This window comes from Nonomuraea sp. NPDC050536, assembly GCF_044457685.1.
GTDB lineage: Bacteria > Actinomycetota > Actinomycetes > Streptosporangiales > Streptosporangiaceae > Nonomuraea.
The window spans coordinates 36955-63035 of the sequence record NZ_JBITHD010000002.1 but is presented as its reverse complement, the minus strand read 5'-3'; the positions used below and the strand labels follow the sequence as shown (position 1 = coordinate 63035).

The following is a 26081-nucleotide window of genomic DNA, read 5'->3' as shown; positions in this document are numbered from 1 at the left end:
GTGATCTCGCTCACGAACGACGATCCCCGGCAGATCGGCCCGTATCGCATCGTGGGGAGGTTGGGCGAGGGCGGGATGGGCGTGGTGTTCGCCGGGCTGGACCCGCGCGGCGAGCGGGTCGCGGTCAAGCTCGTGCACACCGCGTTCGCCGGCGACCCGGAGTTCCGTGCGCGTTTCGCCCGGGAGATCGCGCTGCTCGGCCGCGTGCGAGGGGTGTGCACCGCGCGGATCCTCGCCTCCGATGGGCAGGCAGCCCGGCCCTGGCTGGCGGCCGAATACGTGCCCGGCCCGACTCTGGAGGAGCACGGGCCGCTCCAGGGAGACCGGTGGTTCGGGCTCGTGGCGGGGCTGGCCGAGGCGCTGGTGTCCATCCACGCCGTGAACGTCGTGCACCGCGACATCAAGCCCTCCAACGTGATCCTGTCTCCCAGCGGGCCCAAGCTGGTGGACTTCGGGATCGCCCGGGCGCTTGACGGCACTTCTGTGACGCGGTCGGGCACGCTGGTCGGGACGCCAGGCTGGGTGAGCCCGGAGGAGTACCGCGCGGGCAAGGCCGGGCCCGCGGCCGACGTGTACGGCTGGGGGCTGCTCGCCGTCCACGCCGCGACGGGCAGGCCGCCCTACGGCACCGGGCGCCCCGAGGTCCTCGCGCACCGGGTGCTCAACGACGAGGTGGACACCACCGCGGTCCCTGAACCCGTACGCGGCCTGGTCGGCAGGGCGCTGTCGAAGGACCCCGCCGCCCGCCCGTCCACGGACGAGGTCATGGCGGCGGTGTCCCGGGTCTGGAGCTTCAGCGGGTCGGACGGGCTCACCGTCCGGCTCGGCGACACCTGGGTGCTGGCGCACGAGGAGGACCCGTGGCCGAGCCGCGGCAATCCGCGCAGAACCGCTGTCGCGTTCGCCGCCGCGGCGGTGGTGCTCGGCGTGGGCGCGGCGGCCTCGCTCCGGTTGATCCAGCTGCCGACCTCGCCACCTGAGCAGACGCCCAGCTACTCCGCCAGCGTGAGCACCCCGCAGCCCGCCACGGTCGAGACCACGCGGAGCCCCACCCAGGAGGACACGCCCACCCAGGAGGAGACCCCCACTCACGAAGACAGCCCCACCCACGAAGAGAGCCCCACCCCCGAGGACACCACCCCGAAGGAGCCGAGGACGAGCACCGAGCTGGCTGCCGCCCTGGAGCTGGCTCTGGAGAACACCCCGGCGGCCGACTTCGACTTCGAGGGCGGCTTCACCCAGAGCGACACCTCCGGCACCAAGGCCACGGGCAGCCTGGAGAGCGGCTCCGACGACGACAGCCTCGACATGCGCGTCAAGGCCGGTGACGAGACGACGGCTCACCACTCCGTTCGCGGTGGCACGGCCGACGGGCAGCGGCTGACCACGCTGTCCCCGGCCGACCGGCGCTGGTACGCGCTCATGGTCGCCGGTACGGCAGGCCCGTCCGTCATCAGGGAGGTCGTGGCGAACTCCTCCCGGATGCGCCACAGCGGGCACTCCTACTCGGGCACCCTGGCCATCGGCCAGACGAGCGGACGCCTGCGGTTCCTGCTCGACTCGTGGATGAGCGGGGACGCCGTGGCCAACAGTCCCCGCTCGTACCTCACGTTCTCCCTGTCCATCGACGACGACGGACTACCGGAGCGCTTCCGCCTGACGTGGTGCGTCCCGACCGGCGACGGGGGCGTCTACCGGTCGGAGTTCACCACCGACTACAGCGACTGGCGCTCCGGCTAGCGGACGCGGACCTGGGAGGCCAGCGTCCCGGCGGAATTCCAGCCCGCCACCACGGACGCGTTCCCGCTCAGCGCACGGGTGAGCGGCACGGTCACGGTCCCGTCGCGGGAGACCGTGGCGACCTTGCCGCCGGCCGTACCCTGGTCGTCGCGGACGAACAGGTGCAGCTCGCCCGGGCTGTCGGCGTGGAAGCGCACCTGGACGGCCTGTCCCGAGACTTTCGCCGCGGTGACCCAGCCGGCCTCGGACCTGGGCGCCGCGGGACCGCCGGCCAGCGGCAGGCCGAGCCGTGCCGCCTGCTCGAGCGACTGCGGCGAGTCCAGGCTGGACAGCGCGGTGTTCGGGATCACCGGGTCGGGCACTGTGCCGGTCCCCGGCTGGTAGCCGGCGAGCGTGGCCACGCCCCAGCGGTACGGGTCGCCCTGCACGCCGCCCCAGGTGGACCAGCCGATCCGGGTCTGGCCGGTCTTGTCCTGGGTGTCGGAGTCGTAGACGAGGATGTTCATCCCGAGATGCGCGGGATCGACCGGGCCGGGCAGCGCCGCGATCGGGATGGACAGCTCCACCGTGTACTCACCCGCGGACACCTTGGACGCCACCTTCTCGCCGGGCGCGCCGGGACCCTGGTGGTTGTCGGCGTCGCGCAGCACGCACGGCGGGCCCTCGGCCGTCACCGGCAGCACGGCGGTCTTGAACGTGGTCGAGGTGTTCTCCGACGTGCCGCGCGGGTCGAAGGTCACCTCCACCGAGTCGGTGCGCCAGTGCCGCTTGCAGTCGGAGGTGGCCAGCTTCGTGCCCAGCACGTCGTCCTTGACGTTGACCAGGACGAACAGCGTGCCGTCCCGCCAGGTGACCTTGGCCGTGCCGGAGCAGTCGGCCGGCGACGCGCACGGGCTGCCCTCCCAGACGCGGGAGATGTCCAGCGCCTGGCCCGGGTACTCGCCGGGCGACTCCACGCCGTCGACCGCCGGGGCGGTGGTGGCCTGCGGGATCGTGGCCGACGGGACGAGCTCGAGCGCGGGCTTGGCCACGCTGGAGCCGTCGGAGCCGGTGGTGGTGATCGTGTAGGCGTAGTCGCCGCCCTCGTTGGAGGTCTTCAGCGACGGGTCGGAGTTGGTGATGGTGAAGGGCACGGTCGTCGTCGCGCCGGCGGCCAGCCCGGAGTACGCCGCCTCGGTGCGGTCGGCGGTGAAGCCGCTGGGCAGGGCCAGCCGTACGGTGCCCGACTCCGTGGCGGAGCCGACGTTGGTGACCGTCACGCCGACCTGGCGTGAGCCGCCGGAGGGCAGCGTGAGCACGGGCGTGACGATCCCGCGCAGCTGCGGCGCCACGGCCGCCCACTTCTCGTACTGCGTGACCTGCGGCAGCAGCTGCTGCTGACCCCGTACGGCGGGCCCGACCTCGACCTGGCGGTCGGCGTAGCCGCGCCCGCGGTCGGTGGTCACGACGGCGCCGATGCGCGCCCGGCCGAACGTGGCGCCCGGGGTGACGGTGAACGTCGTGCCTGACCCGCTGACCTTCCAGCCGTCGGGTACGCGCGGCTCGACCGAGACCCGTCCCAGGGATCCGCGCGACTTCAGCGACACGGTGACCGTGAAGGGCTGGCCGGGGCGGACGGCGAAGGAGCCGGTGTTCAGTGACAGCTGCGTGCCGAGCGGAAGCCCGCCCTGACCCTGGACCACCGCCCCCTCCAGCATCGCCGTCGGCGAGGCGGTGCCCGGCTCGGGGATCGGGACCCGGGAGTCCACCTGGGTGAAGTAGTCGCAGCCGAGCTTGGCGGGATCCGAGGGCACGTCGGGGAACCCGGCCCAGCCCTGGGAGGCGTAGGTGCGCTGGGCGTCGCGCTCGATCGCGGCCCAGCTCCTGCCCTGGCTCTGAGACTGCCGCCCGCTCCACACGGCGTAGACGTCGCGGACGGGATCGGAGACGCTCTCGCACTCGGGGCCGGTCCTGGGCGCGATGCCGCGGGCGCCGCCCAGGAAGAGGCGAGCTGGCGCGAACGGCTTCAGCCCCTCGCGGGTGATCTGCTCGGGGAACGCCTTGGGGTCGGCGGCGGCGTAGTACGCCTCGATGGCCAGCCGCGCCGCCTGCTGGTGGTTGCCGTGGTTGCCGGGGGTGGGCGCCGGGTCCATGGTCAGCATGACCTCGGGCCTGGTCTGGCGGACGACGCGAACCACCTTCTCCAGCGTGTCGCCGCCCCAGATCTGGTCGGTGAGCGGCGCGCTGACCGTGTAGTAGAAGTCGACGTCGTCGAGGTTGAACACGTCGCGCACGCCGGCCTTGCCGACGGCGGCGCGCTCCTCGCCCTCGCGCAGCAGGCCGAGCGCCGGGCCCTCCTCGGGGCCGACGGCGTTGCCGCCGCCCTCGCCCCTGGTGACGGTGACGACGCCGGCCCGCAGGCGGTGGTCCTCGTTCCACTGGCCGAGCGTGGACAGGCTGAACGCCTCGTCGTCGGGGTGGGCGCCGACGAACAGCACGTCCAGGTCGGCTTGTGGTGGGGTTGGTGAGACTGTCGTCGGAGTGATCGGGAAGAGGTGGAGTAAGGCCGCGACTAAAAGCGCGCGCATGGAACCTCCGATCGGGTGTTACTCGCGGACCGCCCCTTGGAGCAGCCCGCGGATGAAGTGGCGCTGAAGGAAGAGGTAGAAGATCACGACCGGGGTCGCGACGATGACGGATCCGGCGGCCAGCAGCGTGAAGCCGGAGGTGTGCTGCCCCTGGAAGAAGGCCAGGCCGAGCGGTGCCGTGCGCAGGTTCTCGCTGGTCACCATGATCAGCGGGATGAGGAACTCGTTCCACGTCCACATGAAGACCAGCACGGCCAGCGTGACGATGGCCGGCCGGGCGGGCGGCACGAGCACCTGCCAGAGCGTGCGCCACACCGAGGCGCCGTCGATCCTGGCCGCCTCCACGATGGCCCGCGACGAGGCGCGGAAGTAGGCGCGCATCCAGAACGTGCCGAACGCGACCGACAGCGCCACCTGCGGCATCGCCACCGCCCAGAACGTGTCGATCAGCCCGAGCGTGCGCAGGTCGAAGTAGAGCGGCACGGCCACCGCCTCGCTCGGCATCATGATCCCGAGCAGGAACAGGTAGAACAGCACCGACCGGCCGCGGAAGCGCATCGTTCCGAAGGCGTAGCCGGCCATGATCGACAGGATGACGCTGACGACCACGACGAACGCCGACACCGCCACGCTCGTGCGCAGGTAGGTACCGAACCGCCCGACCTCCCAGGCGGCGGCGAAGTTGCCGAGCCCGCTGGTCGCGCCGCTGTCGGACGGGCCGAACGCCGCGGTCAGGATCGACATGATCGGGAAGAGCGCGAAGGCGGCGAAGACGATGAGGATGGCGTAGTTGCCCAGGCGTTCCGCCCGCGAGATCACGTCGCCTCCCCGTCGGCGAACCGGTTGATCACGAACGAGATGGCGAAGATGACCACGGTCAGCGTGACCCCGATCGCCGCCGCGGAGCCCACCTGACCCAGGCCGAAGGCCCGGTGGTAGACCTCGTACGACGGCACCGAGGTCGAGTTGCCGGGGCCGCCCCTGGTGGTGATGTAGACCAGGTCGAAGGTGCGCAGCGCGGCGATCACGGTCAGCGTCGACGCCACCGCGATCTCGCCGCGCACCGACGGCAGCGTGATGGAGAAGAACTCCCTGACCGCGTTCGCCCCGTCCAGCCGGGCCGCCTCGTACAGGGTCGGGGAGATCCTGCTCATCCCCGCCAGCAGCAGTACGGTCACCAGCCCGGTCTCGAACCAGGTGCCGACCACGCCCACCGCCGGCAGCGCGAAGGTGTAGTCGCCCAGCCAGCCCCTGGTCAGCGAGTCCAGCCCGAGCGCGTCGAGCAACCCGTTGAGCGTCCCGTCCGGCGCGTACACCTTGCGCCAGGCCACCGCCACCACGACCATCGCGACCACCTGCGGCAGGAACACGACGGTACGGAAGAAGCCCATCCCGCGCACCTTGGCGTGGTTGAGAATCGCGGCCAGCATCAGCCCGATCGCCACCGGCGCCACCGCGAAGAACCCGATGAGCACCAGCGCGTGCCCGAAGGCCGCCCGCAGCCCCTCGTCCGTGAAGATCGCCACGTAGTTGTCCAGCCCGGCCCACGTCCCCAGCGACAACCCGTCCCAGTTGTACAGGGACAGCTGTACGGCACGGCCCATCGGGTAGAGCAGGAACGCGGCGTAGATGGCGAAGGCCGGGAGAATGAACAGGTAGGCGACCCGCCGAGGCTCCCCGGGTGGTCGGCCTGTCATCCGTTGCTGTCCGAGAACGTCTTGTAGTCCTTCTCCAGTGTGGCCAGGAACTCCTGCGGCGTCTGCTTCTTGGCCAGCAGGTCCTGCAGGGCGGCGCCCAGCGTGTCGGAGAAGGTGGGGGTGGCGTAGTCCAGGTAGGGAGCCAGGCCGTTCTGCTTGGAGATCGTGGCGAACGCGGTGAACATGTCCTGCTGCGGCCCCGCGGGCACCGTCTGCTGCTCGGTGTCGGCGATCGGCAGCAGCCCGTTGGTGGTGAGCACCTTCATCGCGTCGGAGTTGGTGATGAAGTCGATGTAGGCGGCCGCGGCGTCCGGGTTCGGGCTTTTGGCGGTGATGGAGAACGGCAGGCCCGTGCCGCCGGTGGCGACGGGAGCGCCGGGCGGCAGCATGAAGCCCAGGTTCTTGCCCATGGTCTTCTCCAGGTCGGCCAGCAGCCAGCTGCCGCCGATGAGGAACACGCCCTCGCCCTTGCCGAAGGCCTGCCAGGCCGGGTCATAGCCCTCGCCGTTGAAGCCCTTGTTGAAATAGCCCTTGTCCACCCAGTCGACGAGCTGCTGGGCGGCCTTGGTGTTCTCCGGGGTGTTCCACGAGCCGCCCTTGCGGCCGAAGCCCAGCGTGCTGATCTGGTCGGCGGGCACGTTCTGGCCCTGCACGGTGCCGAACACGTGGATGGCCGGCCACTTGTCCAGGTTGCCGAGCATCAGCGGCGTCTCGCCGGCGGCCTTGGCCTTGGCCAGCGCCGCCTGGAAGTCGTCCCACGTCTTGGGCGGGGTCAGGCCGAGCTTGGCCAGCTTCTCCTTGTTGTACAGGACGCCGACCACCTCGCCGACCTGCGGCATGCCGTACACGCTGCCCTGGCCGAAGATCTTGCCGTCGGAGCTGTAGCTGACGTACTGCAGCACCGACTGCGGGTAGCGCTTCTTCCAGCCGTAAGCCTCGGCGTAGGCGTCGAGCGGGCGGAGCTGCCCTGCCTTGACGAAGGCGCCCATCTGGGGCCTGCCGTTGTTGGCCTGGACGACGTCGGGCGGCTCGTTGCCGGTCAGCGCCAGGCGCAGCGTGGTGTTGAGGTCGTCGAAGGAGCGCGACACCCGCTTGATCTTGATGTTCGGGTACTTCGCCTGGAAGTCGGCGACGAGCTTGGACATCTGCGCGTTCTGCCCGCCGCGCACCTCCTGGTCCCAGACGGTGAGCGTCACGTTGCCGAGCTTGGCGGCGTCGGTACGGACGCCGCCGCTCGGCTGGGCCGGCGGCGCCGAGGGCGGGGCCGAGGATCCGGGCGCGCACGCGGCGGCGGCCAGGGTGACGGCGCAGGCGGCGGCCGCGACGCGCAACTTGGCGATCATGGAGTTGCTCCTTCTTGCGTGGCCATCCCGAGGTCGGCATAGCGGGCGATGGTGGCCGCCGCTCTGTGCACCGCGCCCACGGGGACGGTGGGAACCAGCCGGTCGAGGAAGGCGTAGCGGCGGGCCAGCGAGTCGCCGTAGGCGCCGCCGGTCCCGGCCGACGCGCGGACCTCGTGCCACCAGTCCGCGATGTCTCCCCATCCCGGTGCGGCCAGCGAGCCGCCGAACTGCTGGACGGCCAGCGCCGCGCACAGGCTGGCGAAGGCCAGCCTGTCGGTCAGCGGCCAGCCGCTCAGCGTGCCGAGCACGATCCCGGCGCCGAACACGTCGCCCGCGCCCGTCGGGTCGAGCGCGGTCACCCGCGGCGTGGGCACGAAGGCCTCCTCGCCGGTCGTCGAGTCGATGGCCATGGCGCCGTTGGCCCCGTCGGTGACGACCGCCAGCGGGACCCGGTCGGCGATCGCGTACAGCGCGTCGCGCGCCGTCTCAGTGCCGGTGTAGGCCATGGCCTCGACCGCGTTGGGCATGAAGGCATGCGCGGTGGACAGCCGGTCGAGCAGCTCGGGCGACCAGGTCTCCGACGGGTCCCAGCCCACGTCGGCGAAGATCAGCGCGCCGTTGTCGTGCGCGCGCTCGACCCAGGAGCCCTGGTGGTCCTCGCTGGACAGGTCCACGATCACCGCCCTGGACGGCGGCGGGCAGCCGATCATCTCCGCGTACGGCATGGGTGAGGGATGCCCGTGCGTGACCATGCTGCGGTCGCGGTTGACGGCCATCGACACCGTCACGGGCGAGTGCCAGTGCTCGAAGCGGCGCGCTCTGGACAGGTCGACGGACTCCTGTTCGGCCAGCGTGCGCCAGCAGAAGTCGCCGTAGTCGTCGTCGCCGAACGCGGCGGCCAGCGACGTGCGCAGGCCCAGCCGGCTGGTGGCGATGGCCAGGTTGGCGATGCCGCCAGGGCAGGAGCCCATGCCCTCGGCCCATACCTCGGTGCCCGCGGCGGGCATGGCGGGCAGGCCGGTGAAGACGATGTCGAGGAAGACGGTGCCCGCCAGGAAGACATCGAATTGGGGCCCCTCGGGGCTGCGCTGATCGGCAAGGGGGTCGTACACGGGTTTTTGCTCCTCATCGACAAGCCGAGATGTGCGCAATCTTGCATGTTTACGCGTAGATATCAAGTGATAGTGCTCGCTTTTGCTCGGAAATGGCTGATACGATCCGATCGTGCTTCAGCGCGTCAGGCATGCAGAGATCATGCGCAGGGTTCGCCTTTCTGGTGCGACCAGCGTGCAGGAACTCGCTCAACAGCTCGGCGTCAGCCCGTCGACGATCCGGCGGGACCTCGAGGTGCTGGATCGGGACGGCACGCTGCGCCGGGTGCGTGGCGGGGCGCTCGCCAGCGTCGACGCCGACACCGACCGGCCCTTCGCGGAGGTGGCCGAGGTCGACGAGCAGGACAAGGAGGCGGTCGCCGCCTGCGCCGCCGCCGAGCTGGTGCGCGACGGCGACGTGGTGCTGCTCGACATCGGCACCACGACCATGCGCCTGGCGCACCACCTGCGCGGCCGCTCGATCACCGTGATCACCTCCAGCCTCGCCGTGTTCGACGTGCTGCGCCACGACTCCGCCGTCGAACTGCTGCTGCTCGGGGGCAGGCTCCGCCGCCCCTACCACTCGCTGGTCGGCGTGCTCACCGAGGCGGCGCTCGGCCAGGTGGTGGCCGACCGCGTGTTCCTCGGCGTGAGCGGCGTCCGGCAGGACGGGCAGCTGGTCGACACGACGCTGGCCGAGGTGCCGCTGAAGCGGGCCATGATCGCGGCCGCGGGCGAGGTGGTGCTGCTGGTGGACCGGCACAAGTTCCCCGGCACCGGCGCGCTGCGGGTCTGCGGGCCCGAGGACATCGACGTCGTCGTCACCAACAGGGGTGCCGACGAAACGACGCTGCGCAACTGCGCGGCCGCTGGTGCGGAGGTTGTACGGGTATGAAGTTGGCCGTCCTCGGCGGTGGGGGTTTCCGGGTTCCACTGGTGTACGGCGCGCTGCTGCGTGACACGGCCAGACCCCGGGTGGACGAGGTCGTGCTGTACGACGTGTCCGCCGAACGGCTGGAGGCCATCGGTCACGTACTCGAGCAGCTCGCCGGGAGTGAACGCGAGATCAAGGTCCATACGACCACGGACCTGGACGCCGCGCTGGGCGGCGCCGACTTCGTCTTCTCCGCGATCCGGGTGGGCGGGCTGGCCGGCCGTACCGCGGACGAGCGGGTGGCGCTGGAGCTGGGCCTGCTCGGCCAGGAGACGACCGGCCCCGGCGGCATCGCGTACGGCCTGCGGACCGTGCCCGTGGCGGTGCGCGTGGCCGAGCGGATCGCCGCCGTGGCGCCGGACGCCTGGGTGATCAACTTCACGAACCCGGCCGGCATGATCACCGAGGCCATGCAGAGCGTGCTGGGCGAGCGGGTCGTCGGCATCTGCGACTCGCCGATCGGCCTGATCAGGCGGGCCGCCTCCGCGCTCGCCCTCGACCCGGCGCGCGTCTCGCCCGACTACGTGGGGCTGAACCACCTGGGCTGGCTACGCGGGCTGACCTATCAGGGCCGCGACGTGCTGCCCGACCTGCTCGCCGACGACGAGGCGCTGGAGCGGGTGGAGGAGGCCAGGCTCTTCGGCAACGAGTGGGTGCGGACCCTGGGCGTGCTGCCCAACGAGTACCTGCACTACTACTACTTCGCCCGCGAGTCCATCGCCTCGATCACCGGGCGCGACCTGACCCGCGGCGAGTCGCTCGAACGCCAGCAGGAGCGTTTCTACGCGGCCGTGCGCGAGCGGCCGGACCATGCCCTGACCGAGTGGGAGCAGGCGCGCAGGGAACGCGACGCCAGCTACATGGCCGAGGCCCGCACCGGCGAGCGGGACGCCGCCGACCTGGAAGCGGGCGGCTACGAGGGCATCGCGCTCGCGCTCATGGGCGCACTGGCCAGGGGCGAGCCGTCCACGATGATCCTCAACGTCCGCAACGGCAGCGCCGTGCCCGGCCTGCCGGCGGACGCGGTCGTGGAGATCCCCTGCGTGGTGACGGGCTCCGGCATCAAGCCGCTGGCCACCAGCCCGCTCGACGGGCGCTTCCTGGGCATGGTGCAGCAGGTCAAGGCGGCCGAGCAGGCGACCATCGAGGCCGCGCTGACGGGCTCGCCGCGCCTGGCGGTGGCCGCCTTCGCCCTGCACCCGCTGGTCGACTCGGTGGGCACGGCCCGCCTGCTGTTCGACGGGTACCGCGCGCGCATCCCGACGCTGGCCGCCACGTTCCCCGGATAGTTCCATACTTGCGCAGGATCGCAAGTATGGGTCAGTCTGGATGTCATGGCAGATCTGGGATGGGGTGAGATCCTCCTCGTCGCCGTCGTGTTCGTGCTGCTGTTCGGCGCCAAGCGGCTGCCGGACACGGCCCGCGCCGTCGGGCGCTCGCTGCGGATCTTCAAGGCTGAGATGAACCCGGCGGCCGCGCTCGAAGAGCAGGCGCGGCGGCTGGAGGAGGAGGCCGCGAGGTTGCGGGCCGCCGGTGACAAGTGACGGATCACGCCTAGACTGGGCGCCTGTGGCGACCAAGGAGATCGGCGACCCGCCCGCGGACGTGCTGGCCGAAGCGGCGGCCGCCTTCGGGTTGCTCTCCTCGCCGCCGCGGCTGCACCTCGTGTGGGCGCTCGCGCAGGGCGAGTGCGACGTGAGCGGGCTGGCCGAGCGGGTGGGCGGCGCGTTGCCCGCCGTGAGCCAGCACCTGGCCAAGCTCAAGCTGGCCGGCCTGGTGCGCTCCAGGCGGGAAGGCCGCCGGGTGGTCTACCTGATCGACGATCAGGACATCGTGGCCACGGTTCAGGGGTTGGTGGGGCGGCTCGCCGAGCGCGCGGGCGCGCCGGGGGAGTCCGCGCGTGGTCTGGGCGCCTGAGGCGCCGCGCAGGACGCGCGAGCTGACCCAGCTGCAGGCGCTGCGGCGGCTGGACTCGGGGCCGCGCGGCTTGGCGGAGGCGGATGCCGAGGCCCGCCTGCTGCGCCTGGGCGACAACGCCGTTCCCGTCCACCGCCCGCCCTCCTGGCCGCGTCGCCTGGCGCGCAGCCTGCGCGACCCGTTCACGATGGTGCTGCTGGCACTCGGGCTGGTCTCCGCACTGATCGCGTCCTGGGGTGCGGCGGGCGTCATCGTGCTCCTGGTGGCGGCCAGCTGCCTGCTCCGTTCCAACGGCGAGTACCGGGCCGACCGGTCGACGGCGGCGCTGCGCGCGCTGGTGGCCACCACGACCACGGTCCGCCGGCGCCCGTCCGAGGACGCCCCGCCGTGGGAGCGGGAGATCCCCGTCGACCAGCTGGTGCCCGGCGACGTGATCAAGCTCGGGCCAGGCGACCTGGTGCCCGCTGACGTGCGGCTGCTGCGCGCCAGCGGGCTGACGGTGCACCAGGCGCCGGTCACCGGCGAGTCCGCGCCCGTGCCCAAGCGGGCGGTCGACCTGCCGGACGGTGACGACCACCTGTGCTGGCAGGGCAGCAGCGTGGCCACGGGCAGCGCGCTGGCGGTGGTGACGGCGACCGGTGGCGACACGGTGCTCGCCGGGGCCTACCACGCCCCGGTGCGCAGATCGACGGCCTTCGACCGGTCGGTGAACCAGATCTCCTGGATCCTGGTCAGGCTCATGCTGATCATCCCGCCGGTCGCGCTGGTGGCCAACGCGGTGTTGCGCGGCAGGGGGCTGGAGGCGCTGCCGTTCGCGGTGGCGGTGGCCGTCGGCCTCACCCCCGAGATGCTGCCGGTCGTGGTGACCACCGCCCTGGCCAGAGGTTCCGCGCTGCTGGCGCGGACCGGAGTGATCGTCAAGCGGTTGCCGGCGTTGCACGACGTGGGCGCGATCGACGTGCTGTGCATGGACAAGACCGGGACGCTCACCCGCGACCGCCCGGTGATCGACGCCTCGGTGGGACCCGGCGGGCTTCCGGATCCCGAGGTGCTGCGCTGGGCGGCGATCAACAGCTTCTGGACGCTGCACCTGACCGACCTGCCCACGCCTGACGCCCTGGATGAGGCGATCCTGGCCGCCGTGCCTGGACCCGGTGACGTCGAGGGCGTGGACGCCGCGCCGTTCGATCCGGTGACCCGCGTCTCGTCCGCGCTGGTGCAGGACGGCGGCGGGCACGTCGTGGTGGTCAAGGGGGCCGCCGAGGCGGTGCTCGACCGTTGTCCGGGGACGCGGCACCAGGATCTGGCCGACCGGCTGGCCGGGCAGGGCGCGCGGGTGCTCGCGGTGGCCGTCGCGGATCGCCCCGCCCACCACCGGCTGGGCGACGAGCGCGGGCTCACCCTCGTCGGATTCCTCACCCTGGTCGACGAGCCCTCGCCCGAGGCGGCCGACGCGCTGGACGTGCTGATCCGCAGAGGGATCACCCCGAAGGTGCTCACCGGCGACCACCCGGCCACCGCCGCCCGCACCTGCCGCGACCTGGGCCTGCCCGTCGGCCTGGTCGTCGAGGCGGGAACGGCCTCGGACGCCGACCTGGCGGAGGCGACCGTCATCGCCCGCTGCACCCCCGAGGACAAGGCGCGCGTGGTCACGGCACTGCGCGCGGCCGGGCACACCGTCGGCTTCCTCGGCGACGGCGTCAACGACCTGCCCGCCATCCGGGCCGCGGATGTCGGCATCTGTCCCCGCGACGGCGTCGACGTCACCCGCGAGGCCGCCGACATCGTGCTGGCCGCCAAGGACCTCACCGCGATCGACCAGGCCATCGTCGCCGGGCGGCGCAGCACCGGCAACATCGTCACCTACCTGCGCATCGCGCTGTCGTCCAACGTCGGCAACGTCATCGCGATGCTGCTCGCCGGGCTGGCGCTGCCGTTCCTGCCGATGCTGCCCGTCCAGGTGCTGGTGCAGAACCTCAGCTTCGACGCCGCCCAGCTCGCCCTGGCCTTCGACCGGGCGGACCCGGCCATCCTGCGCCGGCCCTTCCTGCTCCGCCCGCGGGGCATCCTGCGCTTCATCCTCGGCTTCGGCGTGCTGAACGCCGGCGTCGACCTGGCCACGTTCGCCGTCCTCGGCGCCGGCGAGCAGGCCGCCTTCCACACCGGCTGGTTCATCGAGAACCTGCTCACCCAGGCCGTGATCATGCTGCTGCTCCGCCCCGTCGCCCGGGTCTCGCGCCCGCTCTGGCTGGCGGCGGGCCTGCTCGCGGCGGTCGCGCTGCTGCTGCCGCTCTCGCCGCTGGCCGGCCCGTTCGGCCTGACCACGCTCCCCGCCGCGAGCTACGCCTGGCTGCTGCTCGTCGTCATCCTGTACGGCGGTGCGCTGTCGGTCCTCAGAACCCGTCAGGCGTCCAGGAAATCGGCATAGTTCGCCCAGCTGCGCAAGTTGAGAACCAGTCATGACTCGGCATGCAACTGTCCACGGTTCTCCCGTGCCTCTGGCCGGAGTGGCCTGCGGTTTCGTACCTTGCGCTCAGTTGGGAAAGGAGCCACGTCATGATCCGTATCGCTTCCCGGGGACTCGCCCTGGCCGTGGTGGCGACCACGCTGGCCGCATGTGGCGGGGGTGGCAACACAGTGACCGCGCGGAGTGGCTCCGCGGCGCCTGCCGCCAAGAGCGACGGCGTGCTCACGGTCGGCACGCTGCTGCCGCAGACCGGTTCGCTGGCCTTCCTGGGGCCGCCCGAGTTCGCCGGCGTCGACCTGGCCGTCAAGGAGATCAACGCCGCGGGCGGCGTGCTCGGCAAGCCTGTCGTCAAGTACGACACCGACTCCGGCGACACCACGACCAACATCGCCTCTCAGTCGGTGGACAAGCTACTCGCGCAGAAGTCGGACGCGATCATCGGCGCGGCGTCGTCCTCGGTGTCGCTGTCGGTCATCGACAAGATCACCGGCGCCGGAGTGGTCGAGTTCTCGCCGGCCAACACCTCCGACACGTTCTCCACGATCAACGACCGCGGCCTGTACTTCCGCACCTCGCCGCCGGACAAGCTGCAGGGCCGCGTGCTCGGTGACATGATCGTCGCCGACGGCAGCGACACCGTGGGCATCATGGCCATGCAGGACTCCTACGGCACCGGCCTGGCCAACAACGTCGCCAAGACCGTCCAGGACGGTGGCGCCCAGGTGGTGGCGCGAGCCGACTACGACCCCAAGGCCACGGACTTCTCGGCCGAGGTCAGCCAGCTCAAGGCCAAGAACCCCAAGGCGATCGTGCTGGTCGGGTTCGAGGAGACGGCCAAGGTCATCCAGGAGCTGGTCAAGCAGGGCCTCACCGCCGACACCCACAAGTGGTACATGGTCGACGGCAACACCTCCAACACCAACTACCTGCAGATGCCCAAGGGCACACTCGAGGGCGTCAAGGGCACCGTCCCCGGCGCGGCCTCGCCGCAGGGGTTCCAGGCCAAGCTCAAGCAGATCAACCCCAAGCTGAAGGACTTCTCCTATTCTCCGGAGGCCTACGACGCGATGAACCTGATCGCGCTGGCCGCCGAGGCCGCCAAGAGCGACGCGGGCGTGGCCATCGCGGCCAAGCTGGCCGACGTCAGCAAGGGCGGCGAGAAGTGCAAGGACTTCAAGTCCTGCGACGCCCTGCTCAAGGCGGGCAAGGACATCGACTACGACGGCGTCAGCGGTCCGGTCGAGTTCAACAGCGTCGGCGACCCCGCGGTCGCCACGATCGGCATCTACCAGTACGGCCCCGGCAACACGTACCCGACCAAGGCGATCGAGTACCGCACCGGCGACATCGCGGGCTGATCCTCACCCGGGCACGCACGCTGTCGACCCGATCGGCAGCAACCCCCGGACGGCACGCGTGCTGGTGCTGCTGGTGATTCGTAGGACGGGCTTGGTCTGGACTTGGCCGTGACTGAGGAACACCTGGGTTATGGAGCCAAAGGTCACGATCATCGGCGTCGGGCGGCTGGGCGAGGCGGTGCTGGCCGGACTGTTGCGGTCCGGATACCCCGCCGACGCCCTCAGGGGTAATGAGAAGCCGTCCGACGCGTTCGGCATCGACGTGGAACCCGACAACGCGGCGGTGGTCAAGGACGCCTCCGTGGTGCTGCTCGCGGTTCCACCCGATCGGGTCGCGACCGTGGCCCACGAGATCGGCCCGGCCCTGGCCCGCGACGCCATCGTGGTCAGCCTGGCCGCGGGCGTGCCGACGAGCACGGTCCAGGCGGACCTGTCACGGGCCAACCCGGTGGTGCGGGTGATGACCAACACCGCCGCCCGGGTCGGCGAGGCGATGAGCGCCATCACGCCGGGCCACTCCGCCACGCCGGTCCATGTCGCCGTGGTGCGCAGGCTGTTCGAGCGGCTCGGCGCCGTCATCGAGGTGCCCGAGCAGGACCAGGACACGGTCACCGCGATCGCGGGTGCGGGGCCGATGTTCGGCGCCTACCTGGCGGGCGCCATCGGGACGGTCGCGCTGCAGCACGAACTGCCGGTCGCCGACGCCCACCTGCTCGCCGCCCAGGCCCTGTACGGCGCGGCCGCCCTGCTCAAGGCCGGAGTGGCGCCCGCCGAGCTGGTCGACCAGGCCAGGACTCCTGGCGGGGTCAGCGAGGCCGCCTTCGAGGCCCTGAGCCACCACTCGGTCGACCACAACCTCCGCAAGGCCGTGGAAGCCGCCATCCGCCGCGCCGGCCAGCTCGCGCAGCGCTAGCCCGGCGCCCCGTGAGTGGTGAGCCTGCCGTACACGGACAGGGCCTTGGCCAGGTCGCCCGGCTTGCCGCGGAGTGTGGCGTCGAGGAAGGCGGCCGTGGCGCCGGCCGTGACGCGCAGGCTGCCGGCACGGCCGAGCGAGCCGGCCAGCGAGGGCAGCGGCGGCAGGAACAGCGGCGCGTCGGTGAAGGTGAGGTGCGCCGAGCCCGGCACGGTCAGGCGGTAGGCCGTGGAACCGCTCAGGTCGAGGACCTTTGACAGGTGCGGGAGGTAGTCCGGCTGCTCGCCGGGCCTGACGTCGTGGGTGAGCGCGAGCACCGGCTGGCGGAACGGCCGCGGCGCCGGGTCGTGCGGATAGCCGTCCAGGTCGATGACGGCGGTGAACCGGTCATCCTGGCGGGCGGCCTGCAGCGCGGCGCTGCCGCCGATCGAGTGTCCCGTGACGGCGGCCCTGGCGGTGTCCAGGTGCCCGGCGAGCGGGCCCTCGATCCGCTCGAGCCGGGTGAGGGCGAAGCTCAGGTCGGCCGCCCTGATGCTCGACCAGGTGGCGGCCCTGCGCTCGTCCTCTGCCGGGTCGCCGGTGGCCTTCAGCCGGGTGCGCACGGCGCGGCCGTCGGCGAGCGTGACGATGGCCGAGTCGTAGGGGTGGTCGAGGGCGGCCACGACGTAGCCGCGGCTGGCCAGCTCCTCGGCCCAGGCCGTGTTCTGGGTGCGCACGCCGCCCAGGCCGGGGGAGAACAGCACGACAGGGTAGCGTTCGCCCCCGTCGGCGACAAGGGCGTCGAACACGGCGCGGCTGCGGGCGCGCGGCAGCCCGTCGAGCGTGAACGCCGGCACGCCGAGGTAGGCGGCCAGGCCGCCGGCGACCACGCTCGCCTCGTGCTCGGTCCGCCCCAGGTACTGCGCGCCCGGCCCGGCGGTCTTCCTGGCCGGATACCAGAGCTGCACGACCACCGTGCGCCGGTCGCCCGGCTCTGGCGTGGCGTCCTCACCGCGATCCGGGTCGGTCCACTGCGCGACGGTGGTGCCCACCGCGTACCTGCCGGACGGCTCGGGGAAGTCGGGCGTCGGCAGTGCCCACGCCGCCCCGGCGCCCGCCACGACCAACCCGGCGCACACCACGGCTCCGACGATCCTGCCCCGCCACACCAGCGCGAGCACGGCCCCGGCCAGCACGGGCAGCAGCTGCCACCGGAACCCGTCCACGAACGTCACCACCGTGCCCACCGCGACGGCCACCCCGGCGCCCGCCATGACTCTCAGGCGCCAGGCCTCCGGCAACCACCGGGCAGCCACCAGAAGCAGGGCGCCGGCCACGACCACGATCTCCATCCGTCCATGGTCGGGGCGGAGTCCCGCGCGGCGCATCGACCTAACGTCCACGATCATGTCCTACCTGGGTCGCACGCTTATGAGACGTCAATGTCCGGCCTCCAGGCTGGCGGGCATGAGTAGAGACAAGGCGCTGGTCGACATCGACTGGGCGCAGGCGCACCTCAACGATCCCGGAGTCGTGCTGGTCGAGGTGGACGAGGACACCACCGCCTACGACCGCGGCCACATCACCGGCGCGGTCCGGCTGGACTGGACGAAGGAGCTGCAGGACCCCGTCCGCCGCCAGTTCGTGGACAAGGCCGGGTTCGAGCGGCTGATGTCGGGCAGGGGCATCGCCCGCGACCACACCGTCGTGCTGTACGGGGGCAACAACAACTGGTTCGCCGCCTACGCCTACTGGTATCTGAAGATCTACGGTCACCCGGACGTACGGCTGCTCAACGGCGGCCGGATGAAGTGGGAGCTGGAGGGCGGCACGCTGGTCACCGAGGTCCCCGAGCGGCAGGCCACGGACTACGTCGCCGACGAGCCGCGCGGCGACATCCGCGCGCTGCGCGACGACGTGCTCGCCTCGATCGGCAAGGACCGGCTGATCGACGTGCGCTCGCCCGACGAGTACACGGGCCGCCTCCTCGCGCCCGCCCACCTGCCCCAGGAGAGCGCCCAGCGCCCCGGCCACATCCCCTCGGCGATGAACGTCCCCTGGTCACGCGCCTGCCTGGCCGACGGCACCTTCAAGGCCGACGCCGAACTGCGCGCACTGTACGGCGAGCCGGACGAGCCCGTGATCGCCTACTGCCGGATCGGTGAGCGTTCCGCGCACACCTGGTTCGTCCTGCACGAGCTGCTCGACCACCCGGACGTGCGCAACTACGACGGCTCGTGGACCGAGTACGGCTCGCTCGTCGGCGTCCCCATCGAGCTGGGCGACGGCCGGATCTGGGACAACGTCTAGCCTCGGCCGACCCGGTCGCGGACCTGCTCGCGCAGGTCGTGGGCGAGCGTGAGGTAGTGCTCGGCGTCCCTGGCCGCGAAGTGCGGGTCGAGCATCGGCTCGGCGCCCAGCTCGGTGACCGTGGCCGCCAGGTAGGCGGCCACCTGGTCCACAGTGCCGCGACCGGGGACCCCGGCCTCGTCGGCGGGCTCGGCGGTGATCACCGGGTTGGCGCGCACGACCAGCCGCAGGGCGTCCGGGTCGCGGCCGGCGTCCTCGGCGTGCCGCCTGACGGCCCGCCACATGGCCGTCAGCACCGGCAGGGGCGCGGGACCGGCCAGCCAGCCGTCGGCCCGCCGCCCGATCCGTTCCAGCGTGGCCGCGCCGAACCCGCCGAGCAGCAGCGGCGGCCGTGGCCGCTGCACCGGCTTGGGCAGCACCGTCGACTCGGGGATCGTCCAGTGCTCGCCCTTGTGCTGGACGAGCTCGTCCTCGCCCCACAGTCGCTCGAGCACGTCGAGCGTCTCCTCCAGCCGGTCGCCGCGCCCGCGCCACGGCACGCCCACCGCCTCGTACTCGTCCACGGACCAGCCGAGCCCGAGACCCACGTCGAGCCGCCCGCCGCTGACGATGTCGAGCGTGGTCAGCGACCGGGCGAGTACCACGGGCGGCTGCCAGAAGGCGTTCAGCGTGCTGAAGCTCAGCCGCGCCCGCCGCGTCACGGTGGCGGCGACGGTCAGGATGGTCAGCGGGTCGAGGAAGACCTGATGCTCGGGCGGGATCGTGCCGTCGCCGCCCGGGTACGGGCTCCGCGGCGCGGTCGGCGTCAGCAGCCGGTCGCCCACCCAGAGGCTGTCGAACCCCAGGTCCTCGGCCGCGGTGGCCACCTCGGCGGACAGTCGCGGATCGGCGAAGGCGCCGTACTGCGGAACGGCCAGTCCCATGCGCATGGCCCCAGTTTAGGGCGTGACATAACCCAAGATTCGGATGGCTATGGCGGGGTCAGCGAGTAGCGGCCGGTGGTGGAGTGCCATTCGAACCCGCCGCCCAGCCACGCGCCGACCCCCCACAGGAAGCGCTGGAGCTCGAGCGAGGGGATCGACCGCAGCTCGTGGCAGTCGTTCTCGAAGGCGTGCACGACGTCGTTGTGCAGCTGGATGACGCGTTCGGCCGCCTCCCTCAGCGAGCAGCCGCGCTCGGCCGCGACGAGCAGGACGAGGTTGCAGTCGGGCAGCTCGTCGGCGCTCTCCTTGACCGCCGAGTACAGGTCGTTGACCAGCACGGCGGCGGTGCCCGCCCGCATGACCGCCGTGTGGACGCGCCGGGAGTAGAACAGCTCGTTGGGCAGCTCGTAGCCGCCCACGATGTCGATCAGCGTCATCGAGGTGTAGAAGCTGTCGTGCTGGCGCGCGGCCAGGTAACGCCAGGCGGGCACGGGCTCGCCGTTGCGCCGCCAGGAGGCGTAGGCGTTCCAGATCGTCCACATCTGGAACGAGGTGTTGCACACGCGCATCCGCTGGGCGGCGGTCGAACGCCGGGCGACGCGCTCGGTGGCGGAGGTCAGTGCGACCAGCACGGGATCGGCGCACAGCTGCTCGCCGAGCTGGTCGGTGAACTCGTCGGCCGGCGGCGGCGGGTCCATCGCCGACACCGCCAGCGCCAGCCGGCCGCCCAGCAGGTCGGGGTCGGCGCCCAGGTCGGTCTCGTCGGCGTAGTAGTCGTCGCACGCCCACCACGCCGCGTTCATCTGCGCGGCCAGCAGCAGCCGGTCGCGGTCGTCGGTCTCGGCGTGGGTGAGCATGGCCAGGCGCCCGAACCCGGTCTTGCGGAAGGTGTCGATGCGGCCCTCGTGCAGGCCGATCCCCTCGGCCCAGGCCACGAGCAGCTCGTTGACCTCTTCGCCGAGCTCGTCGTCGACCCGGACCGTGAGCGGGCAGTACAGCGGCGGCAGCGTCCCATCCCCCCACGGTCGCGGCGCGTAGACCAGCGGAGCCGCGAGGTTGCGCGCACCTGGCAGGTGCGCGACCCCGCTGCCGAGACCGGTGGGCCCGGACAGCACCCGCTCGAGCGCTTCCGGAAGTACGGTGACCGGCCCCGTGACCTGCCCTATGGCCGTCGAAGGGGAGAGGAGCGAATCCACGGAGGGGGGACGCATGCCGTACCTTTCGCGAGTCGGGTCAGATGCGGTCGGCGGCGATGAGGAGGTAGTGGAAGCTGCCGTCCTTGTAGGCGTTCAGGAACGCTTCCTCGATGCCGGTGGCGACGGTGGACTGGGCGCGCAGTTCCCAGTAGGGGATCGTGGCCTCGGTCAGGTCGACCACGTTGATCGGGACGAGGCGGTTGTCGGCCATCGCCCTGAAGTAGGCGCTGCGCGGGTGGATGTCGCAGATGTAGTGGGTGTTGATCTGGCTGACCGCCTTGGACGGGTGGCCGTAGACGTCGTTGTAGCAGCCGGTGATGCACACGTAGCGGCCGCCGGGCGCCAGGATGCGGGCGTACTCGGCGAACAGCTTGGACAGGTCGACGTACATCGTGCTCTCGTTGTTCCAGATGCCGTTGAGGCTGCCGGTCTTGAAACCGGTGTCGAGCATGTTCCGGAAGTGGAAACGCACCCTGTCCTTCACGCCCCGCCTGCGGGCCTGGTCGTTGGAGAAGTCGACCTGCTTCTGCGAGATGGAGATGCCGTCGACGTGGCAGCCGAAGCGCTGGTTGGCCATGAAGCTGGTGCCGCCGCGGCCGGAACCCGAGTCCAGCAGGCGTCCCGTGGGCTCGATCACCCCGAGGTGGTCGAGCAGGAGCTCGGCCTGGGCGGTCTCAAGGCGGTGCATCTCCTCGATGATGCGCTCATCGGGGCCGCCGAGCACCGACCAGTCGACCGCGCCGATGCCGTAGTGGTGGTGGTAGGTGCCGGACACCTCCCCGAGCCGGAGGTTGACCGGGCTCTCCTCCTTGTTCCAGTAGTCGGCGATGGATTGCTGGTACGCGGTGGTCAGGATGGACATCGCGGGCTTCCTTTCAGGCGATTTCAACCGACTCCAGGACGCCGAGGGCGTCCGGGACCAGAACGGCACAGGAGTAGTAGGCGGTGACCAGGTACTGCGCGATGGCCTTGTCGGTGATCCCGAGCAGGCGCACGGACAGGGAGGTGTCGTACTCGTCGGGGATCCCGGTCCTGTGCAGGCCGATCACGCCGCGGTCGTCCTCGCCGGTGCGCATCGCGATGATCGAGGTGGTGCCCTGGGCGGTGATCGGGATCTTGTCGCACGGGAAGATCGGCACGCCGCGCCAGGCGTTCACGGTCCTGCCGTCCACCTCGACCGTGCTGGGATAGACGCCGCGGCGGTTGCACTCGCGGTGGAAGGCGGCGATCGCCCTGGGATGCGCCAGGTAGAGCTTGGTCTTGCGGCGGCGGGCGAGCAGGTCGTCCAGGTCGTCGGGGGTGGGCGGGCCCGTGCGGGTGTGGATGCGCTGGCGGAAGTCGGCGTTGTGCAGCAGGCCGAAGTCCGGATTGTTGACCAGCTCGTGCTCCTCGCGCTCGCGCAGCGCCTCGACCGTCAGGCGCAGCTGCTGGTCGAGCTGGTTCATCGGCTCGCTGTAGAGGTCCACCACCCGGGTGTGCACGCGCAGGACGGTCTGGGCGGCGCTCAGCTGGTACTCCCTGGGCGCGCCCTCGTACTCCACGTACGTGCCGGGGAGCACGGGCTCGCCGGAATGGCCGGAGGCCACGTGGATCGCGGCCTCGCCGTACTTGTTCTGCTCGTGTTCGGGCGCGGTCAGGTACGCCTCGACGTGCGCCCGCAGCGCGGGGGACTGGCCGAGCACCTGCTGGAAGGCCGCGCGCGAGAGCGTCAGCAGGACGACCCTGGTCGTGGCGCGCACGGTGAAGGGCCACCGCGCCTCGGTCACCAGAGCCTTGTCGCCGTAGAACTCGCCGTCGGCCAGGACGCCGAGGGAGATCTCCTGCCCATAGGCGCCGGGGCCCGACCTGGCCACCCTGCCGTGCGCGATGAGGTGCACGGCGTCGGCGTCGGCGCCCTGCTCGGCCAGGACCTCGCCCGGCTCGGCGGTGCGCTGCTCGCAGCGGCCGGCCAGCGCGGCCAGCACCTCGGGATCGCCGAACGAGCGCAGCACGGGCAGCTCGCCCAGCTCCGCGGGCACGACCCTGGTGACGCCGCCCGACTGCTCGAAGGTCAGTCGCCCGTCGCCGACCAGGTAGCTCAGGCGCCGGTTGACCCGGTACGCGCCGCCGGGGACCTCGACCCAGGGCAGCATCCTGAGCAGCCACCGCGGGCTGATCTCCTGCATCTGGGGCGGCGTCTTGGTGGTCGTCGCCAGCTTGCGCGCGGCCTGGGTTCCCAGGCTGAGCCGGGTATCGGGCACAGGGTCACCTCAACGGGGGCTCGAGATCATCTATACGCAACGCTACGAGAGATGGACGCAGCGTAAAGCGAGGTGTTCCATTAATCGGACCCGAACGCTGTGTGTAGCGCCGAAACACCCAGGGTAGTCATGGCTGCGGAAAGGGCCGGCCAATCCGGGGGAGACATGATCGAGATAGCGACGCGTCCGGCCGCTCTGGGCAGTCTGGAGCGGGGCATCGAGCTGCTGGACTGTCTGTCCTCGCAGAGCAGGCCGATGAGCCTCACCCAGCTGTCCCGTGCCACCGGGCTGCCCAAGACGACGACCCACCGGCTGCTCAGCGTTCTCGAACGGCGCGGTCTCATCCGGCGCTCGGAGGGCGACTACGTCCTGGTCGGCCGGCGCTTGCCGTGCAGTCGCCGGCTGGTGCTGCCCCATCTGGTCCGCCTGTACGAGGCCACCAGGCATACGGTGAACCTGGCCGTGCTGCGCGGCTTCGAGGCGCACTACGTCGAGCGGATCTACGGCGAGAACCGGGTGCGGTCGCGCTCCGACGGCGTCGACCGGGCTCCGCTGCACTGCACCGCCGTGGGCAAGGTGCTGCTCGCCTTCTCCGCCGACCTCAGAGGCGCGGCGTTCGGTGGATCGCTCCAGCGCATGACCGGCCGCACGATCGTCCGCCGCGACCTGCTGGACCAGGAGTTGAAGACGGTCAGGCGGGACGGCGTGGCCTACTCGCGCGAGGAGTTCGTCGACGGGGTCGTGTGCGCCGCCGCGCCGCTCTTCGGGCCCGATGGCGAGGTCCGCATGGCCATCGGTGTCGCGGCGCCGGCCGCCGGCCTCCCGCTGGGCAAGCTGGGCGGCGCCGTACGGCATGCCGCGGACCAGATGGCGCTGACGCTGCTCAAGAGCCGATGAGGTTCCGATTGTCGGAACCGGCGATCGACTTTCCGTAGCTGGCACGTAACTTCCTGTAGAGAAGATCGATTCGGCGGCGAGGAGGCCGGCCATGACGGCCGACATCGTTGAGTCCACGACCCGGGAGATCACGGCCGACGTCCGCCGGCGCGTCGACGACAGGCTCGCCGCCTTCCTCGACGCCCACCCCGCCCCCGTCGCCCATCCGGGCGTCGCCGAGGGGTACCGGCTGCTGCACGAGTTCGTCACCTGCGGAGGCAAGCGCATCCGCCCGATCCTGTGTTACTGGGGCTGGCGCGGCGCCGGAGGCGAGGACGACTCCGCCGCGATCACCGCGGGGGCCGCGCTCGAGCTCAACCACGCCGGGCTGCTCATCCACGACGACGTCATCGACGGCAGCACACTGCGCAGGGGACGTCCCACGGTGCACCGGGCGCTGGCCCGCCGCGGCGAGGTGTTCGGGCACGCCGCCGCCATCCTGCTCGGGGCGCAGGTCCAGGCCTGGGCGGACGAGCTGCTGTCGGAGATCGCCGGCCCGAGTGTGCGCGCCCTGTTCGACCAGATGCGGGCCGAGGTGCTCGCCGGGCAGTACCTCGACATCCTGGCCCATCACCGCGAGGATCCCGGCGTCGACCAGGCGCTGAACGTCATCCGGTTCAAGACGGCCAAGTACACCGTCGAGCGCCCGCTCCAGATCGGCGGCGCGCTGGCCGGGGCCGAGCCCGAGGTGCTGGCCGCCTACTCGCGCTTCGGCGTCCCGCTCGGCGAGGCGTTCCAGCTGCGCGACGACGTGCTCGGCGTCTTCGGCGACCCCGCCGCGACCGGCAAGCCGAACCTGGACGACCTGCGCGAGGGCAAGCAGACCGTGCTGATCGCCCACGCGCTGGCGGCCTGCTCACCCGCCCAGCGCCACCAGGTGCGGCTGTGGCACGGCAACCCCACGCTGGACGAGGGGCACGCGGCCGTGCTCCGGCAGATCATCCTCGAGACCGGCGCGCTGGCCCGCGTCGAGTCGACGATCGAGCTGCTCGTCGAGAAGGCGATCCGCGAGCTGCGCTCCAGCCCCGTAGACCCCGGCACCCATACCGCCATGACCGTGCTCGCCGACGTGCTGACGCGCCGGACCCGCTAACAGAGAACGGAGTTGCTCATGCCCGACGAGAGCCCGCTGAGCCTCGGTACCAAGGCCGCCAGAAATCTGGCGACGACCACGAAGACCCCGCCCCAGATGCAGGAGATCACCTCCAGGCATCTGCTCAAGGTGCTGCCCTGGGTGGAGGCCATCGGTGGTACCTACCGGGTCAACAGGCGGCTCACCTACCAGCTGGGCGACGGCCGGGTGACCTTCACCAACACCGGCGCCCAGGTCAGGGTCATCCCCGCCGAGCTGTCCGAGCTGCCGCCGCTGCGCGGCTACGACGACCACGACGTGCTGGCCAGGCTGGCCTCGCTGTTCGTGCAGCGCGAGTACGGCCCCGACGAGGTCATCGTCGAGGCGGGGTCGCCGGTGAACGAGGTCATCCTGCTGGCCCACGGCAAGGTCAGCAAGCTCGGCGAGGGCGCGTACGGCAAGCAGGCCGCGCTCGGCGTCCTGGCCGACGGCGATCACCTGGGCGATCAGGCGCTCGGCGGCCCCGAGGGGACCTGGGACTACACCGTCAGGACCGTCACCCCGGTCACCGTGCTCGTGCTCACCAGGGCACAGTACGGCGAGCTCAGCGACCAGGTCGAGAGCCTGCGAGCGCACATCGCGGGCGAAGCGGCGGACGACCCGGAGATCGCGCTGGCCTCGGGCCACACCGGCGAGCCGACGCTGCCCGGCACGTTCGTGGACTACGAGCTGGCCCCGCGCGAGTACGAACTGAGCGTCGCCCAGACCATCCTGCGCGTCCACACCCGCGTCGCCGACCTGTACAACGAGCCGATGAACCAGACGCAGCAGCAGCTGCGCCTGACCATCGAGGCGCTGCGCGAGCGCCAGGAGCACGAGATGGTCAACAACCACGGCTTCGGCCTGCTCCACAACGCCGACCTCAAACAGCGCATCCACACCCGCACAGGTCCGCCCACCCCCGACGACCTGGACGACCTGCTCGCGCTGGTGTGGAAGGAGCCGTCGGTCATCCTGGCCCACCCCAAGGCCATCGCCGCCTTCGCCCACGAGTGCAGCGCCCGCGGCGTCTACCCGCAGAGCGCGGAGGTCAACGGCCAGCACGTGCCCGCCTGGCGCGGCGTGCCGATGCTGCCGTGCAACAAGATCCCCGTCAGTGACAAGGGCGTCAGCTCGATCATGGCCATGCGCACCGGCGAGCACAACCAGGGCGTCGTCGGGCTCTTCCGCACCGGGCTGGTGGACGAGTACGAGCCCGGCCTGTCGGTGCGCTTCATGGGCATCAGCGACAAGGCGATCGTCTCCTACCTCGTCACCACGTACTACTCGGCCGCTGTCCTGGTGCCCGACGCGCTGGCCATCCTGGAGAGCGTCGAGGTCGCCTGAACCCTGGGACAG

The 26081-nt window shown here is 71.4% G+C and carries 22 protein-coding genes; 12 read left to right on the top strand and 10 right to left on the bottom strand.

Annotated elements, in window-relative coordinates; all coding sequences use genetic code 11:
• Positions 1-1740, top strand: coding sequence for a serine/threonine protein kinase (locus ACIBHX_RS07260; RefSeq protein ID WP_397065140.1), 1740 nt, complete (start codon positions 1-3; stop codon positions 1738-1740).
• Here ACIBHX_RS07260 and ACIBHX_RS07255 read toward each other — a convergent pair.
• The 5 genes from ACIBHX_RS07255 to ACIBHX_RS07235 are packed head-to-tail and all read right to left on the bottom strand — an operon-like array spanning position 1737 to position 8459.
• Positions 1737-4307 (bottom strand): sugar-binding protein, encoded by a 2571-nt coding sequence (locus ACIBHX_RS07255; protein WP_397065138.1) that lies wholly within the window; start codon positions 4305-4307, stop codon positions 1737-1739. The genes ACIBHX_RS07260 and ACIBHX_RS07255 overlap by 4 nt on opposite strands.
• Before the next feature lie 18 nt (positions 4308-4325).
• Positions 4326-5126, bottom strand: a complete 801-nt coding sequence (locus tag ACIBHX_RS07250; protein WP_397065136.1) for a carbohydrate ABC transporter permease — start codon at positions 5124-5126, stop codon at positions 4326-4328.
• Positions 5123-6004 (bottom strand): carbohydrate ABC transporter permease, encoded by an 882-nt coding sequence (locus tag ACIBHX_RS07245; RefSeq protein WP_397065134.1) that lies wholly within the window; start codon positions 6002-6004, stop codon positions 5123-5125. Before ACIBHX_RS07245 ends, ACIBHX_RS07250 begins: the two co-directional genes overlap by 4 nt.
• Entirely contained in the window at positions 6001-7347 is a 1347-nt protein-coding gene (locus tag ACIBHX_RS07240; protein WP_397065132.1) for an ABC transporter substrate-binding protein, read from the bottom strand. The genes ACIBHX_RS07245 and ACIBHX_RS07240 overlap by 4 nt, the downstream gene beginning before the upstream one ends.
• Complete coding sequence (locus ACIBHX_RS07235) at positions 7344-8459, bottom strand: carbohydrate kinase family protein (RefSeq protein ID WP_397065131.1); 1116 nt, start codon at positions 8457-8459, stop codon at positions 7344-7346. Before ACIBHX_RS07235 ends, ACIBHX_RS07240 begins: the two co-directional genes overlap by 4 nt.
• Positions 8460-8571: 112 nt before the next feature.
• Here ACIBHX_RS07235 and ACIBHX_RS07230 point away from each other — a divergent pair, with 112 nt between their 5' ends.
• The 7 genes from ACIBHX_RS07230 to ACIBHX_RS07200 all read left to right on the top strand — a co-directional run bounded on the left by ACIBHX_RS07230 (position 8572) and on the right by ACIBHX_RS07200 (position 16027).
• Complete coding sequence (locus tag ACIBHX_RS07230) at positions 8572-9333, top strand: DeoR/GlpR family DNA-binding transcription regulator (protein WP_397065129.1); 762 nt, start codon at positions 8572-8574, stop codon at positions 9331-9333.
• Positions 9330-10661, top strand: a complete 1332-nt coding sequence (locus ACIBHX_RS07225) for a 6-phospho-beta-glucosidase (protein WP_397065127.1) — start codon at positions 9330-9332, stop codon at positions 10659-10661. Before ACIBHX_RS07230 ends, ACIBHX_RS07225 begins: the two co-directional genes overlap by 4 nt.
• A gap of 45 nt (positions 10662-10706) precedes the next feature.
• The gene (tatA, locus tag ACIBHX_RS07220) at positions 10707-10916 is read left to right on the top strand and encodes a twin-arginine translocase TatA/TatE family subunit (protein ID WP_397065125.1); all 210 of its coding nucleotides are present in this window, start codon (positions 10707-10709) and stop codon (positions 10914-10916) included.
• Between the two features lie 25 nt (positions 10917-10941).
• On the top strand, positions 10942-11289 hold the full coding sequence (locus tag ACIBHX_RS07215; RefSeq protein WP_397065123.1) for an ArsR/SmtB family transcription factor: 348 nt from the start codon (positions 10942-10944) through the stop codon (positions 11287-11289).
• On the top strand, positions 11273-13717 hold the full coding sequence (gene mgtA / locus ACIBHX_RS07210) for a magnesium-translocating P-type ATPase (protein ID WP_397065121.1): 2445 nt from the start codon (positions 11273-11275) through the stop codon (positions 13715-13717). The genes ACIBHX_RS07215 and mgtA overlap by 17 nt, the downstream gene beginning before the upstream one ends.
• A gap of 128 nt (positions 13718-13845) precedes the next feature.
• Positions 13846-15114 (top strand): ABC transporter substrate-binding protein, encoded by a 1269-nt coding sequence (locus ACIBHX_RS07205; RefSeq protein ID WP_397065119.1) that lies wholly within the window; start codon positions 13846-13848, stop codon positions 15112-15114.
• Positions 15115-15244: 130 nt separating this feature from the next.
• On the top strand, positions 15245-16027 hold the full coding sequence (locus tag ACIBHX_RS07200; protein ID WP_397065117.1) for a pyrroline-5-carboxylate reductase family protein: 783 nt from the start codon (positions 15245-15247) through the stop codon (positions 16025-16027).
• On the opposite strand, the gene ACIBHX_RS07195 is transcribed toward ACIBHX_RS07200, so the two are convergent.
• Positions 16024-17358: an alpha/beta hydrolase family protein gene (locus tag ACIBHX_RS07195; protein ID WP_397065116.1), complete on the bottom strand. Its 1335-nt coding sequence runs from the start codon at positions 17356-17358 to the stop codon at positions 16024-16026. The genes ACIBHX_RS07200 and ACIBHX_RS07195 overlap by 4 nt on opposite strands.
• 115 nt (positions 17359-17473) lie before the next feature.
• Here ACIBHX_RS07195 and ACIBHX_RS07190 point away from each other — a divergent pair, with 115 nt between their 5' ends.
• On the top strand, positions 17474-18316 hold the full coding sequence (locus ACIBHX_RS07190) for a sulfurtransferase (RefSeq protein ID WP_397065114.1): 843 nt from the start codon (positions 17474-17476) through the stop codon (positions 18314-18316).
• Here the strand turns inward: ACIBHX_RS07190 and ACIBHX_RS07185 are convergent.
• From ACIBHX_RS07185 to ACIBHX_RS07170, 4 genes are read right to left on the bottom strand one after another with little or no spacing between them, the layout of a single operon-like run.
• A complete protein-coding gene (locus ACIBHX_RS07185) occupies positions 18313-19245 on the bottom strand; it encodes a TIGR03619 family F420-dependent LLM class oxidoreductase (RefSeq protein ID WP_397065112.1) in 933 nt (310 codons plus the stop codon). The genes ACIBHX_RS07190 and ACIBHX_RS07185 overlap by 4 nt on opposite strands.
• A gap of 41 nt (positions 19246-19286) precedes the next feature.
• Positions 19287-20450, bottom strand: a complete 1164-nt coding sequence (locus tag ACIBHX_RS07180; protein WP_397065110.1) for a family 2 encapsulin nanocompartment cargo protein terpene cyclase — start codon at positions 20448-20450, stop codon at positions 19287-19289.
• Between the two features lie 22 nt (positions 20451-20472).
• Positions 20473-21297: a geranyl diphosphate 2-C-methyltransferase gene (locus ACIBHX_RS07175; protein WP_397065108.1), complete on the bottom strand. Its 825-nt coding sequence runs from the start codon at positions 21295-21297 to the stop codon at positions 20473-20475.
• 13 nt (positions 21298-21310) lie between these two features.
• Positions 21311-22675: a family 2B encapsulin nanocompartment shell protein gene (locus ACIBHX_RS07170; protein WP_397065106.1), complete on the bottom strand. Its 1365-nt coding sequence runs from the start codon at positions 22673-22675 to the stop codon at positions 21311-21313.
• A gap of 165 nt (positions 22676-22840) precedes the next feature.
• Here ACIBHX_RS07170 and ACIBHX_RS07165 point away from each other — a divergent pair, with 165 nt between their 5' ends.
• From ACIBHX_RS07165 to ACIBHX_RS07155, 3 genes are all read left to right on the top strand, one after another.
• Positions 22841-23572 carry an IclR family transcriptional regulator gene (locus ACIBHX_RS07165; protein ID WP_397065104.1) on the top strand — a complete coding sequence of 244 codons (732 nt, stop codon included), beginning with the start codon at positions 22841-22843 and terminating at the stop codon, positions 23570-23572.
• Positions 23573-23663: 91 nt separating this feature from the next.
• Positions 23664-24704, top strand: coding sequence for a polyprenyl synthetase family protein (locus ACIBHX_RS07160; protein WP_397065102.1), 1041 nt, complete (start codon positions 23664-23666; stop codon positions 24702-24704).
• Positions 24705-24722: 18 nt separating this feature from the next.
• Positions 24723-26069, top strand: coding sequence for a family 2B encapsulin nanocompartment shell protein (locus ACIBHX_RS07155; RefSeq protein WP_397065101.1), 1347 nt, complete (start codon positions 24723-24725; stop codon positions 26067-26069).
• The last annotated feature ends 12 nt before the right edge of the window (positions 26070-26081 follow it).

Bases quoted from the DNA above. Each gene is read 5' to 3' on its own strand.
- ACIBHX_RS07255 (WP_397065138.1), bottom strand. From the start codon at position 4,307: ATGCGCGCGCTTTTAGTCGCGGCCTTACTCCACCTCTTCCCGATCACT.
- ACIBHX_RS07245 (WP_397065134.1), bottom strand. From the start codon at position 6,004: ATGACAGGCCGACCACCCGGGGAGCCTCGGCGGGTCGCCTACCTGTTC.
- ACIBHX_RS07240 (WP_397065132.1), bottom strand. From the start codon at position 7,347: ATGATCGCCAAGTTGCGCGTCGCGGCCGCCGCCTGCGCCGTCACCCTG.
- ACIBHX_RS07225 (WP_397065127.1), top strand. From the start codon at position 9,330: ATGAAGTTGGCCGTCCTCGGCGGTGGGGGTTTCCGGGTTCCACTGGTG.
- tatA (WP_397065125.1), top strand. From the start codon at position 10,707: ATGGCAGATCTGGGATGGGGTGAGATCCTCCTCGTCGCCGTCGTGTTC.
- ACIBHX_RS07205 (WP_397065119.1), top strand. From the start codon at position 13,846: ATGATCCGTATCGCTTCCCGGGGACTCGCCCTGGCCGTGGTGGCGACC.
- ACIBHX_RS07200 (WP_397065117.1), top strand. From the start codon at position 15,245: ATGGAGCCAAAGGTCACGATCATCGGCGTCGGGCGGCTGGGCGAGGCG.
- ACIBHX_RS07195 (WP_397065116.1), bottom strand. From the start codon at position 17,358: ATGGAGATCGTGGTCGTGGCCGGCGCCCTGCTTCTGGTGGCTGCCCGG.
- ACIBHX_RS07190 (WP_397065114.1), top strand. From the start codon at position 17,474: ATGAGTAGAGACAAGGCGCTGGTCGACATCGACTGGGCGCAGGCGCAC.
- ACIBHX_RS07185 (WP_397065112.1), bottom strand. From the start codon at position 19,245: ATGCGCATGGGACTGGCCGTTCCGCAGTACGGCGCCTTCGCCGATCCG.
- ACIBHX_RS07180 (WP_397065110.1), bottom strand. From the start codon at position 20,450: ATGCGTCCCCCCTCCGTGGATTCGCTCCTCTCCCCTTCGACGGCCATA.
- ACIBHX_RS07175 (WP_397065108.1), bottom strand. From the start codon at position 21,297: ATGTCCATCCTGACCACCGCGTACCAGCAATCCATCGCCGACTACTGG.
- ACIBHX_RS07165 (WP_397065104.1), top strand. From the start codon at position 22,841: ATGATCGAGATAGCGACGCGTCCGGCCGCTCTGGGCAGTCTGGAGCGG.
- ACIBHX_RS07160 (WP_397065102.1), top strand. From the start codon at position 23,664: ATGACGGCCGACATCGTTGAGTCCACGACCCGGGAGATCACGGCCGAC.
- ACIBHX_RS07155 (WP_397065101.1), top strand. From the start codon at position 24,723: ATGCCCGACGAGAGCCCGCTGAGCCTCGGTACCAAGGCCGCCAGAAAT.